Below are 13,152 nucleotides of genomic sequence, written 5' to 3' on the forward strand. Positions count from 1 at the left end.
CGTGTAGGGAGAAGTCGTCTTGATAGAGTGCCCTCTTGAACGTCTTCGGGATTCAATGAGCCGGTTTATCGTTCCCTCGGCGGCTCTGTTGGACATCCAGGCCCTGGGGGCCCAAATCGAGCTTAGACGGTGTGCGCTGAGGGATATCGAGGTTATCCGCTCCCGTTTGCGGCTCTGCGGCGGCCATGCGGCAATGGGGCTGCCCAGACGACGAAAGGGCCGCCCGGCGCGCCAAGCATACTTATCAAGACTGCGGCGTGGCAAATTGTTCAAGCGGCCTGCCTGATCTCTTCCCCAGCAGTCCAGCTGTCGCGCGAGCGGCTTCCCGGCTGCAATTCCGACGTGTGATATGCGCCGTCCGCAGTTAAATTCTGCGGACAGCGCATTTTTCCGTCTTGATTGGGAACCGCGACCCAGTTATTTGGAGCTCGGGTTTCACTCGGTTCCCCCATTTTTTGGGATAATTCGACACTCTGTTCTTGATTAACATCGAATGGGGGCAATATTAGATGGGCTCGGGCTACACGGTGAGAGCATGTCAGCAAAAAAACTCGAACTAGAATCAATGTCCCTTGACGATCTCTGGTCGCTTCATGAGGAAATTAGCGGGATTTTGTCTGACCGGATCAAAGCGGAAAAACACGAGCTGGAGAAGCGCCTGGCGGCTCTCGGGGGCGGGATGGCCGTTTTGGCGGACTCGAGCGTTGTAGGCGCGTCCCCGGCCGGCAAGCCGCGACGCAAGTATCCGCGGGTGCTGCCGAAATATCGAAATCCGCAGACGTCCGAGACCTGGTCAGGGCGTGGCAAGCGGCCGCGGTGGTTGGTTGCCGCAATGAAGTCTGGCCGAAGAATCGAGGAGTTTCGAATTGGCGAAGCGAGTTCGAAGCTTCGTCAGCGCACTTGACTGGATTTGCTCGATTGGCAGGTTTGTAGCGGCCAGCGAGACGGCGTAGCCCGTAAATCTCTGCGTCAGTAAGCGTTGCGCGCTCGGAGCACCTCGAGAGGAGTACGGAGCAGGATTGCGAGATCCAGTCGAAGGCTCCAGTTGTCGATGTACCAGAGATCGTATTGAACACGAGCTTCGATCATGACCGCTGTCGGCGTCGGACCGCGGCAGCCATGGACTTGGGCCCACCCCGTCAATCCCGGCCTGACCCGGTGGCGAAAGGCGTATTTTCGCACCAGCTTGTCGAATTCTCCGTCATGAGCCAAGGCGTGAGGACGCGGGCCCACCAGTGACATGCTGCCGTCGAGAACATTCAGCAATTGCGGCAGTTCATCGAAACTCGTCCGGCGCAACCATTTGCCGACGCGAGTGACGCGTCGATCGGCGCGCCTGGCTTGAAGGATCACGGGCCCGTCCTCCAGCACGTGCATGGTGCGGAATTTGCGGATCGAGAAGATCCGACCGTTGAAGCCACAGCGTTGTTGCCGAAAGAATACCGGGCCGGGAGAATCCAGCTTGATCGCGGCTGCGGCTAGCGCAAGCAGGGGGGAGAGTATGGCCAAGGCGAGTCCCGCGCCGACGAGATCGATCGTCCGCTTGATCGCGCATTCCAGCGGCGTAAGGGGACCGCGCTGGAGCTCTACACAAACGGCACTTCCAAGACTCCGCGCAGGATGTCGAAGCAGTTCGGATGTTGTGCCGACCGGCACGAACACGATCGGGAACGGCAATACCCGCAAATCGGCAATGAAAGCTCGCAGTTCTGGCCACCGTTCCGGGGCAGCTTCCAACACCACCTGGTCGAGCTGGCAATTGCGAATGTAGTGAACCACGCGGGCCGTGAGCCGCCTGCGACTGGCAGGACCGAAGCCAAACGGAGGCAAGCTGAAGCGTCCCTTCACGCAGTAACCGTGCATTGACAGGGTTTCGGATAACCCGGCGCCCTTCGACAGTGGTTGATCGCTGATGACGACAATGTTCGTACTGGCGAACTTTCTGCCGCTCAGGCCCCTTCCGAGGAGCGTCTTGACTCCCCACCGCTCGGCCATGAGCAAACCGAGACTCAAGACGGCGAAAAGCAGGGCTGCCTGCTGAGAAATCCCCGCGCGAAATTCAAAGCCGTGCACCGCCCAAATGAAGACCAGCAAGGACGCCCAGGCCATACAGACGGCGCGGATCTGGTTTCGGAGGACAAGGAGCTCAACCGGTCGATAAAGCCCATGGATCTTCAGCAGGCAGACAAGACAAACTGCGCTGACCAGCGCCAGGCCGAGTGCGTCACTCAATTCCGTAGCGGCTTGCCCGCTCTGAACTCGGCACAGCAATGTAGAAACGACGCTCGCAAACAGAATGATCGCAATGTCGGCACAGAGCGCGACGTATTCGACTGCGTCATAACGGAAGGGCCATTTGTGCTGCAGGGATGCCGGTGGCTCAGGGCTGATGCGATCGGCGACGTCTCGATCAGGAAAATGTCGGTTCACGAAATTCATCGTCGTGGCCCTGCCATTTAATAGTTAATTATTAATATTTAATAGAATTAATTCAAGCTAAATTATCTTCTCGGTGCGTCTATCGTCGCCGGTCAACGACGCCTGTGGCACCAAGGCACCGGCTCTCGGATCTATCGTGAACCCTGTCGGGACGCGCGTACTTGGTCGAGATACGCCGGATCCTGCTCCGCAATCAGATCCTCCAGATAGGTCCTCCCGTCAGCGGAGGCCAACCGGTAGGCGGTCACGAGCGCCGGCCTGAGCGCAGGCTGAAGCGTAACGAGGAGGCTCACGTCGCGTTTGATCAAGTCGCGAAATTCAGCATCCCTTACCACTGCATCAGCAGCGAGCGCGACGGACAGGCGTAACGGAAGCAGATCCCAATCATTGGGGGCGGTATAGTATGACATCTTGAGCATTGCTGCCGTGCTGGACCGGGATGCATTGCGTTTGGGCGCCGTCGCGAGCATGAGCCAAAGGTCGCCGCGGAGCGGCGAAGATCGCAACGCATGGGCAAACGCGTTCAAAGTCACTGGAATATCCGCCTTTGGGTCGTCCGCAGCCTGGGCCGAATTCCCGCTGGATCTCGGTATCCACGAGCCATCACGCGCTGCCGCGACCGAAACCGGCTTCGAGATCCCGTTCGGCCATGCTGCTGCGGTCGACACAGCTGACGACAAGGAGAACTGGCCGCCGAGCGACCACTCAGGGAAGATCATCCATAGTGCCTGCATGTTCAGCGTGATTCCGAGCACGACCAGGGCAACGCGGGGCCAAACGGTGGCAAACACTGACGCGAACTTCGAGCCAGGTGCAGGAACTGGCTCGGCCGCCCGGTAGGAGGCCTCTTTCGCTTCCCAGGATGGAGCGTCATGGCCGGCGGAGGCGACGCTTTGACCGAATGCCAGTCCGAAAAGCGCCGCGACCGAGAGCGACGCGCCAAGACCCAGAATTCCATGGTCGGCAAAGGCGAGAATCGTCAGTGCAATCGAAGCTCCGGCTCCCAAGGCCGGGTAGATGTAGTCGTAGGCTCGGGAAAGAGAGCGCTTGATCAGAATACAAGCGCCCAGCATTGCAATAACCACGAGGCCGCAAAAAAAGGGCCATCCCATGTCGATGACGATGGCGGCGGCGGCGGTTGGCCTCTCCTGCGAGGCGCCGATTCCAGCGTCCCGGTAGATCGGCAAGAGAATCGACGAAGCGCCCGCACCGGAGCCGGCCGGCCTGACGTCCTGTAGCATCCGTTCTGTTGCGATCTGACTGCTCGACGACAAGGCAATCGTCGGGTCGGTGTTCGTTCTGAACGGAATGACCGTTACGGTGCCAATGATGATGATCGCCGCGGTCGCGAGAACGCCGGCGGTACCCCACAGGCCCAAGAACCACCTGCGGATAGCGAAGACCGACAGCAAGAGCCCTGATCCGAGGAGGGCGGCGATGATGGCGGCGGAGTCGGCTCGAAATAGCAGGGCCGCTGCGCAGACAAGCATCGCGATGATCCCGGCGAACAGTGCAGGGAGCGGGGCTGGCGCAATTGCTCCTGGCCGACTGTGTCGCCGTATCTGATCGATCGCGCGTATTGCCGTCGCGCAGGAGAGCAACACGCCCAGCACTGCGACGGTTACGCCATCGGGCCCGGCGACACCCGACGTTTTCTGGCCGAACCACATGGCCGTAGCAATGGTGACTATCGACAGCAGAATATGCAGGATCTGCGCTGCGCGGCGGCGGTCAAGCGCGATCACCGCGGTAACGAGCGCAGCAGCGAGGACGGCGCAGTACTGTGCGAGCGAGACCATGGTCGCCCGAGTGTCGACTGTGATGATTTCGGAGAGGGGTTCGTTCAAGGCCGCCGATGCAGTTGCCCAGATGGGATTGCCGAGTGTGCCCATAGGCATCGGCACTGCCTGCATGGCCATCCAGAGTGCCGGAGCCGCAAGCACAGCGACGAGGCCAGGGCGAAGCAGCCTGGCGAAGCCGAGGGAGACGGGCATAGCCGCCACCATCAGCGTCGCTGTCGCAAGTACGAAGGTTGCCAATACCCAGCTCTGCAAGCTATCCGGCATTGCGAGCGCCGCGGCAATCACCGCGAGCTCGGCCAACATGACGATACGGAAAATCATGTAAACACCATGCTGTAGTGCGGCCGCTCCGCTGATGCGTTCGGCGGCGAAGGTGCGTGCCGCTACGAGACAGCTTCAAGAACCGGAAAGACCGTAACGAATGTAGTGACTGTCATGATAGTAGTAGCTGCGATGGCCGTCATACCGAGCCATCGCCTTGGTATCGGTTTTGCTGAGAACTGCCCCAATCAGCGCTTCCTGGATGTTAGGAGCCGTATGCAGCGCGTGCTGCACGACATCGATCTTGGTCCGGCCCCATTCAACGACGAGGATGTAACAATCGATGAGAGATGAAGTGGCTCGGACATCGACCAGCGGCGTCAGAGGAGGAAGGTCGACGATGACGTAGTCATATTCCGCCCGCAAACGGTCGAACAGCTTGCTTATCGCGTCAGCGCACAGAATTTCGCTGGTGTGAAGCAAAGGTCCCCGCCGCACGGCGGGTAAAAACGCGAGATTGGTCGTCGGATCCCGCCAGATTGCCTCGGCTAGCGACCGGTTACCGTTTGCAACCTCGATGATTCCGCAGGCCGCTCTGGGCGCGAGGATGGAAGACAGTGAAGGATTCCTGAGGTCGCAATCGACTATGATGACTTTCTTTCCGGTGTGTCCGATCAATTGCGCGAGCGAGGCGGCGATCGTGGTCTTTCCCTCGTTGGGCAGCGCCGAGGTGATACCGATGACCTGCGAGGAGATTTTCGCCGGGTTGTGGTCGATCGCCAGCTTGATGGAACGAATTGCCTCGGTATACCGGGAAAGTGGCATCCCGATCACGGTCCGATGGATTGCGTTCGGGGGCGAGACTATCCGTTGCTGAACATCGTCATCGGTTTTCTGGAGGCGAACCGGTGGCTTCGGGGTCTTGCGGGCCGGTAGCAACGGGACCAAGGACAGGCAGGGCAATTCCAGCACGGTTTCCACCTGTGAAGAGGTACGGAAGACGCGGTCCATGAGGTCTCTGAGCAGCGCCAAGCCGATGCCGAGTGCGAGGCCGCCGACAATGCCGAGCGCCAGTACCAGCCTTGTCTTTGGCTTGCTCTTGCTCGACGGCGGCGAGGCTGGGAAAAGCACCCGCGTTTCCGAGATGGGAAATGTCTCCTGCTGTGCGGAGCTCATGTAGCGCTGCAGGAAAGTCTCGTACAAGCTACGCAAGCCCTTTGCCCGGCTCTCCAAGTCCTTGATGGTCAGCTCGGCATAGTTGACTGAACGGGACTGCGTGACGGCCTTGGACAGCTGCTTCTCGATTTCTTCCTGACGCTGCTTGGCGAGTTCGAATTCGCTTCGGCTGACTTCCGCAAGTCTCCTGATCTCATCGAGAATGGAGACGCGAAACTCCCGCGCGCGGTTCCGGACATTGACGACCGCCAAGTGATCGCGACCGACCCTTGCCGCCAATTCGGCCTCGCGTCGGGTGAGTTCCAGATACTGTTGACGTAAGCCCGTAATGATCGGACTGTTCAGCCCATCGCTGCCGATGGCATCCAGATCGACCATCGAGGACGACTTCGGGGCGGAGGCAAGGAGGCTTTCATAGCGAGCCAACTTGGCCGTGGCTTCGGAGGTCTGGGCGCGGGAGAGAGCCAGTCGATTGTTGATCTCCGTGATCTGCTGCTCGTCGATGGGCTTTCCATCCAAAGAGACGATATTGTTCTGGGTCTTGTAGACGTCGACGGCACGTTGTGCCGCGAGGGCCTGGTCCCCGAGATCGCCCAGCCTGTCCTGCAGCCAGCTCGTTGCCCTGCGATTGGCGTCGAATTTTGCATTGAGCTGATCTGCAACATAGGTGTTGGCTATTGCATTGACGATCTCCGCGGCCCGGGCTGAGCTTCTCGAGCTGAAACTGATGTCAATGACGGTGCTGTACCCCACGCGCGAAGCGGACAGCCGGCTCAGAAATGCATCTACGACGGCGTCTGGGACTGCGTCCGATGGTTCGACATGCTTGTCGGACGGCGCATCTTTCTTCGATCCAATCGAAGCCCATGACCGAATTCGTTGCGAGAGCGACTGCAAGGTCAGCCCTGACCCAGTGAAGTCCGGATCATCCATGAGTTTCAACTGGTTGATTACGGCAACCGCCGTGGCTCTCGATCTCACGAGTTGAAGCTGGGTCTCGATCTGATTGAGATCGAAAGGCGGCTCGGCCAGGAGTGACTGCTGCTGGACGAATTGGGCCCTCGGATTGGCCAGCAGGATCTGAACCTGCGCCGTGTAGGTCGGAGACGCCACCCGGAGATAGATCAGGCTGGCTGCAATGACGAGCGCGGCAGTGACGAGGATGACGAGATACTGACGACGTGCGATCCCGATCCCGACGTGGATGATGTCGGTGATCCCGCCGCCGTCCGTCTGGGTGGGCTGGGCCAAGTTCACCGGCAGCCGTAGTCTATCCGTGTCTTTGAGATTGTTCTGGAGCATCACGTACCTGTCCCGACGGTGGGTCACGTTGCGGCCGCCTGCTCACAAGCCAGCGTTCGAGCGGGCCGATCGAGCAGCGGGTGATTATATACATTATAAAAATCTTCTTGCCAAATTAAATAAGTCCTATATTAATTCTGCCAAGGTGAAAACAGTAACCCGGCGATCGGATCGGGAGCGTGTTTTGCATAAAATGTAATAATTCCAGTAGGTTGAGCCCGATGCTCCGAGTCTCGTTGTAGGTAATGAGGGTGTTTTAGGGCTCGTTCGGCAGAGACGAGAGATTAATCAATTCGTATTTTGGCCGCCTTATCGAAGTCCGGTCTGTATTTAGTGGACAAGAGAGTATCCAATGCTGGAATTGCGATCCTTGGCGATCCCTGATGTCAAAGTCATTCGCACGGACCGCTTTTCCGATGCCCGCGGCTACTTCTCCGAGACCTTCCAGCGGTCGGCGTTTGCGGAGAAGGGAATTCTCCATGACTTCGTTCAGGATAATCAGTCCAGCTCGGATCTTATCGGCACGGTGCGCGGCTTGCATTTCCAGCGACCGCCTTTTGCGCAGGCGAAGCTGATACGGGTGTTGAGCGGCGCCATTCTCGACATCGCAGTGGATCTGCGGCGTTCTTCGCCCAGCTTCGGCAAGCACATCGCCATCCAGTTGGACGGCGAAAGCGGTGAGCAGGTGTTCATTCCGAAGGGCTTCGCCCATGGCTTCTGTACACTGCAACCCAAGACGGTGGTCCTGTACAAGGTGGATCAGGTCTATGCCCCGAGCCATGACGGCGGCATCCATTGGGCTGATCCAGCGCTAGAGATCAAGTGGCCCGTGACGCCTTCAGAGGCTCGGTTGTCGCCGAAGGACCAACTCCTTCCCGCGCTCAACCAGCTTGGTTGCGTTTTCGACTAGTGGAGACGAGTAGATGCGTATCCTGGTGACCGGCGGAGCGGGCTTTATCGGATCTGCGGTGTGTCGTCGCTTGGTGCTGCAGACTGGCGCCGCGGTGCTCAACGTCGACAAGTTGACATACGCAGCCAATCTGGCGTCGCTGGCGAGCGTCGAGAGACTGGAGCCCTATGCGTTCCTGCAATCCGACATCTGCGATCGCGAGGTCATGGATGTCGCGTTTGCCGACTATGAGCCGGATGCGGTCATACATCTGGCCGCCGAAAGCCACGTCGACCGCTCGATCAACGGGCCCGGCGCCTTCGTCAACACCAATATAGTTGGCACCTACACGCTGTTGGAGGCTGCCAGGACCTACTACGAAGGACTGTCCCTTCCGAGGCGGAAGAGGTTCCGCTTCGTCCACGTGTCGACGGACGAAGTTTACGGTTCATTGGGACAGGACGATTTTTTTCGCGAGGACACGCCCTACCGGCCGAGCTCGCCGTATTCGGCGAGCAAGGCCGCATCGGACCACCTCGCACTTGCATGGTTTCGAACCTACGGTTTGCCCGTCATCGTGTCGAACTGCTCGAACAATTACGGGCCATACCAATTCCCGGAAAAGCTCATCCCGCTGACGATCCTCAATGCGATCGACCGCAAGCCTCTACCGGTCTACGGCGACGGCAGGAATATTCGCGACTGGCTCCATGTCGATGATCATGCCGCCGGACTGATAAGATTGCTGCACGAAGGCAAACCGGGCGAGAAGTACAATTTCGGCGGAGATGCCGAGCGCTCCAACCTGGAGGTCGTCACCTGGGTTTGTGACGTGCTGGATCGATTATCTCCATGCGCCGCAGCGAGACGATCTCTCATCACGTTCGTGCCGGATCGTCCGGGACATGATGCGCGCTACGCAATCGATGCCTCGAAGGCGCGTCGTGAACTGGGCTGGGAACCGACGAGGACCTTCGAACAGGGGTTGGCCCAAACGGTCGGATGGTATCTCGAGAATCGCGCATGGTGGGAGCGCACTCGCCGCGGTGTCTATGATGGCGCGCGTCTCGGTCTCCTGGCCTCCCAACACTGAGGTGAAGATGACAGATCGCCCCATCCTGATTGCCGGACGCAATGGTCAAGTGGCAAAGTGCCTGCGTGAACTGGCTGCAATGCGCGGTCTGCCTGCGGTGTCCCTCGGGCGCCCAGAGCTCGATCTGGAGAGCCGCGATGGCATCGACAAGCTCATCGCGTCAATCGCGCCCTCCGCAATCATCAACGCGGCCGCGTATACTGCGGTCGATCGGGCCGAATCTGAACCAGCGAAGGCGTTCAGCGTCAACCGGGATGGCGCGGCAGCATTGGCCGATGTCGCCTGGCAGATGAATATTCCACTCATTCATCTCTCGACCGACTATGTGTTCGACGGCACGAAGCCCGATGCATACGACGAAAGTGACATCCCCGCACCGTTGAACGTCTATGGCGCGTCCAAGCTGGCCGGCGAAGCTGCCGTATTGGCCGCGCACCCGCTCGCGACGGTGATCAGATGCTCGTGGCTCTACAGCCCCTACGGCACCAATTTCGTTCGAACGATGCTGCGCCTATGTGAGACGCAGCAAGTCGTAAGGGTTGTCGGCGACCAACATGGCAATCCGACCTCTGCATTCGACGTCGCGGAGGCCGTCCTGCGGATCGCAGAACGGTCGGTAGCGGATGATCGCAGGGCCACGTCCGGCATCTTTCATCTCGCGGGTCAAGGCGAAACGAGCTGGCACGATTTTGCGCAGGCGATCTTCTACGAGCGTTCTCGTCGCGGAGTCCGGATCCCGGCGCTCGAATCGATCACGACCGAGGAGTTTCCAACGGCTGCGCGCCGGCCTCGGAACTCGCGCTTGGACTCGTCCAGGGCCGAACGCGTGTTCGGAATTCGACTGGCGCCCTGGCGCCAGTCGCTCAAAGTCTGTCTGGAGCAGCTGCTCGGAGGAGAAACCGATGCTGAAGGGAATCGTGCTGGCGGGCGGCAGCGGAACGCGCCTCTATCCGATCACGCGCGTGGTCAGCAAACAGTTGCTCCCGATCTATGACAAGCCGATGATCTATTATCCCTTGTCGACGCTGATGTTGGCGGGGATTCGCGAGATTCTGATCATTACCACGCCTTCGGACCGGTGCCAGTTCGAGCGCTTGCTGGGCGACGGCAGCCAATGGGGCATTCGACTGAGCTACGCGGAGCAAACCCGCCCCGCCGGTCTCGCGGACGCCTTCATCGTTGGTGCCGATTTCATCGGAAACGATCGGGTGGCGATGGTGCTCGGGGACAATATTTTCTTCGGCGATGGCCTGAGCGAGTTGCTTGCCAGGGCGGCAGGGCGCGAGGAAGGCGCAACGGTCTTTGCCTATCACGTGCGAGATCCAGAACGATATGGCGTGGTCGCGTTCGACGAGGCGGATCGTCCGGTATCGATCGAGGAGAAACCCAAACGGCCAGCGTCGAACTGGGCAATTACGGGCTTGTATTTTTTCGACAATCGCGTGGTCCGCCACGCTCGTCGCGTCGAGCCATCGCCGCGCGGCGAGCTCGAGATTACCGATCTCCAGATGCGTTACCTTTCGGCGAATGCGCTTCACGTCGAGCGCATGGGGCGGGGGTTTGCCTGGCTGGATACCGGCACGGTCGAGTCTCTCATCGATGCAGGGACGTTCGTGCAGACTCTGGAAAAGCGGCAGGGAATGAAGATCGCCTGCCTCGAGGAGGTCGCCTTCAGGCTCGGCTTCATCGATCGTGATCAACTTGTTGCGCTGGCCCAACCGCTGGAGAAGAGCGGCTACGGCAAATATCTGAACGAAATCACAGCGCTTCCGCAATTTGCCTCGCGGTAGCGTTGCTCGGATGATCCTGGAATTCTCATCGATGTATATTTGACCGTTTATTTAAAATGATTTAATATATATATTGAAGATGTATTTAATCGGAATGGCCATGCTGGATCAAAAGGCGAGCCACTTCGGCGGGCAACTTGGGCAGGCTCGGACCATCCATCGCAGCTAGCGGAACAGGAGACCTAGGATGCACGCCGAACTCTATACCGATGGAATCGAGGAAATCACCGTCAGCGGAAGCATCGTCCGCGTCGATCTGGTCAGTCTTTCACCGACCGAGCGTGACGCCAACAACGCCCCCAAACGAGTGTTCTCTCAGCGCCTGATCTTCTCGGTCGAATCCTTCGCCAATTCGGTCGATGTGATGCAGAAGGCGCTTCAGGGCCTGGTTGACGCAGGCGCGATCCGGCGGCAGCAGCCGGCTGAATCGCACAGCGCTGGGTCGGGGTTGCGCGATGCGCTCGCGCCGAACACACGGTCTCTAAATGTCTCTTCAAACTTCCGCTGAAATCGACGCCGTTGATGGTGCGGACGACCGGGCCACGGACGCGTCCGGATTGGCGGCGCAGACGGCACTGGAATGCTTGTCCAGGATTTCCGGCCATCATGGCATCGATCTGCCGGTCGAGCGCTTGAAGCACGCCTACGCCATAGCCGGCCCGCTCTCGTTGAATCTCCTGTTGCGCATGGCAAATGATGCCGGCCTGCGCGCGAGAAACATGAAGCTGGATTGGGGCGCCCTGGTTCGTCTTGGAGAAGCCTATCCGGCGCTGGCTCAGCTCGCCAATGGCAACTGGATCGTCGTTCTTGGTCCGGGACTGGGAGCCGATGGCACCGAGAGCGTCAGCGTCTTCGACCCGCTTGCTGACCGCAAGGACGAGGTCCTGGTTGTCGAGCGGGACCGATTTTGCGCTCAATGGGCTGGTGAGACGGTCCTGATCAAGCGCGAGCAGTCGACGAAGGATGACCAGAGAAGTTTCGGCCTCCGGTGGTTCGTACCGGAACTGCTTCGCCAATGGCGGCTCTTCAGGGACGTGGCGATCGCTGCTGTCCTGCTCTATGCGTTGGGCCTGGTTATCCCGATCTTCTTTCAGCTCGTCATCGACAAAGTCCTGGTTCACGAGAGCTTCACCACGCTCTACGTGCTCGCGGCAGGGGCGGCCGTAGCGCTCGTCTTTGACGCCTTGTTCGGCTTTCTGCGGCGTTACCTGCTGCTTTATGCGACCAACAAGGTCGACATTCGCGTTGCTACAAAGACGTTTGGTCATCTCCTCGGTCTGCCCGTCACGTTTTTCGAGCATATGGCCGCAGGCGTGCTGGTCAAGCACATGCAGCAAGCGGCGCGGATTCGTGAGTTTCTGACCGGGCGGCTGTTCTTGACCACCCTGGACGCGCTTTCGTTGTTCGTCTTCCTGCCGGTACTTGCGCTCTACAGCGTCAAATTGACCCTTATGGTTCTGGCGTTCACGGCCGCGAGTGCGGCTGTCGTCGGCCTCCTGATGGGCCCGTTCCGGCGACGTCTTTACGATCTTTACCAGGCGGAAGGTGCGCGGCAGGCGCTCCTGGTTGAGACGGTTCACGGTATGCGCACCGTGAAGTCGCTGGGCATGGAGCCGCTGCAGGGCAGGATCTGGGATACCCGCTGTGCGCAGTCGGTGACCATGCGATTTGGCGTCGAGAAGATTTCCGCAGGGGCCCAGGCACTCACGGGATTTCTCGAGAAGATCATGACGCTTGGGATCATCGCCGTCGGAGCGCTCGATGTCTTTGCCGGAGAAATGACAATCGGCGCATTGGTCGCCTTCAATATGCTGGCCGGAAGAGTCTCCGGACCGCTGGTCCAGCTCGTGACCATGGTGCATGAGTATCAGGAAGTCGCTCTTGCCGTGAAGATGCTCGGTGAGGTGATGAGTCAGACGCCCGAGCGTGACGGCAGGAAAGACGGGCTGCGACCAGATTTCGCGGGGAAGATCGAGTTCGAGAGCGTTTCCTTTCGCTACGGAGCTGAAGGCTCGCCGGCGCTTGATGACGTCTCCTTCACCATCGAGCCAGGTTCGATCTTCGGGATCGTGGGCAGGAGCGGCTCCGGCAAGACGACGCTCACGAGGCTGATTTCGGGCATGTATCCGGTGCAGCAGGGGCTGCTGCGCATCGACGGATATGATTCGAGGGAGCTCGACTTGGCGCATCTGCGCCGAAACCTTGGAATCGTCCTGCAGGATAATTTCCTGTTTCGCGGAACGGTTCGCGACAATATCGCCTGCGTGAAACGTGACGCGACCTTTGCCGAGATCGTCGCGGCGGCGCAGCTTGCGGGCGCCGACGAGTTCATCGAGCGGCTGCCCTGCGGATTCCGCTCGATGTCGCCCAGCATTCCGAGATGATCTCGCCCACCATTCC

10 protein-coding genes are annotated in these 13,152 nt (G+C 59.5%); 7 read left to right on the top strand and 3 right to left on the bottom strand.

The features are described 5' to 3' along the window. Nucleotides 1–535 precede the first annotated feature (535 nt). Entirely contained in the window at nucleotides 536–904 is a 369-nt protein-coding gene (locus tag AX729_RS00525; protein ID WP_061019956.1) for an H-NS histone family protein, read from the top strand. 65 nt (nucleotides 905–969) lie between these two features. Here AX729_RS00525 and AX729_RS00530 read toward each other — a convergent pair whose 3' ends face one another. From AX729_RS00530 to AX729_RS00540, 3 genes are all read right to left on the bottom strand, one after another. Then, the gene (locus tag AX729_RS00530; protein WP_061019950.1) at nucleotides 970–2,439 is read right to left on the bottom strand and encodes an exopolysaccharide biosynthesis polyprenyl glycosylphosphotransferase; all 1,470 of its coding nucleotides are present in this window, start codon (nucleotides 2,437–2,439) and stop codon (nucleotides 970–972) included. A gap of 131 nt (nucleotides 2,440–2,570) precedes the next feature. Then, on the bottom strand, nucleotides 2,571–4,562 hold the full coding sequence (locus AX729_RS00535) for a hypothetical protein (RefSeq protein WP_061019951.1): 1,992 nt from the start codon (nucleotides 4,560–4,562) through the stop codon (nucleotides 2,571–2,573). Between the two features lie 75 nt (nucleotides 4,563–4,637). Continuing rightward, entirely contained in the window at nucleotides 4,638–6,980 is a 2,343-nt protein-coding gene (locus AX729_RS00540; protein ID WP_061019957.1) for an AAA family ATPase, read from the bottom strand. Nucleotides 6,981–7,332: 352 nt separating this feature from the next. Between AX729_RS00540 and rfbC the strand changes: the two genes are divergently transcribed. From rfbC to AX729_RS00570, 6 genes are all read left to right on the top strand, one after another. Then, nucleotides 7,333–7,890, top strand: coding sequence for a dTDP-4-dehydrorhamnose 3,5-epimerase (gene rfbC / locus AX729_RS00545; protein WP_061019952.1), 558 nt, complete (start codon nucleotides 7,333–7,335; stop codon nucleotides 7,888–7,890). 13 nt (nucleotides 7,891–7,903) lie between these two features. After that, the gene (rfbB, locus tag AX729_RS00550) at nucleotides 7,904–8,962 is read left to right on the top strand and encodes a dTDP-glucose 4,6-dehydratase (RefSeq protein WP_061019953.1); all 1,059 of its coding nucleotides are present in this window, start codon (nucleotides 7,904–7,906) and stop codon (nucleotides 8,960–8,962) included. 7 nt (nucleotides 8,963–8,969) lie between these two features. Beyond that, complete coding sequence (gene rfbD / locus AX729_RS00555) at nucleotides 8,970–9,956, top strand: dTDP-4-dehydrorhamnose reductase (RefSeq protein ID WP_061019958.1); 987 nt, start codon at nucleotides 8,970–8,972, stop codon at nucleotides 9,954–9,956. Beyond that, complete coding sequence (gene rfbA / locus AX729_RS00560) at nucleotides 9,865–10,752, top strand: glucose-1-phosphate thymidylyltransferase RfbA (RefSeq protein WP_061019954.1); 888 nt, start codon at nucleotides 9,865–9,867, stop codon at nucleotides 10,750–10,752. The genes rfbD and rfbA overlap by 92 nt, the downstream gene beginning before the upstream one ends. Before the next feature lie 187 nt (nucleotides 10,753–10,939). Then, complete coding sequence (locus AX729_RS00565) at nucleotides 10,940–11,260, top strand: hypothetical protein (RefSeq protein ID WP_061019955.1); 321 nt, start codon at nucleotides 10,940–10,942, stop codon at nucleotides 11,258–11,260. Then, a complete protein-coding gene (locus AX729_RS00570) occupies nucleotides 11,238–13,136 on the top strand; it encodes a peptidase domain-containing ABC transporter (protein WP_245324997.1) in 1,899 nt (632 codons plus the stop codon). The genes AX729_RS00565 and AX729_RS00570 overlap by 23 nt, the downstream gene beginning before the upstream one ends. The last annotated feature ends 16 nt before the right edge of the window (nucleotides 13,137–13,152 follow it).

The organism is Bradyrhizobium sp. CCH5-F6, assembly GCF_001556045.1.
Taxonomy (GTDB): domain Bacteria; phylum Pseudomonadota; class Alphaproteobacteria; order Rhizobiales; family Xanthobacteraceae; genus Bradyrhizobium.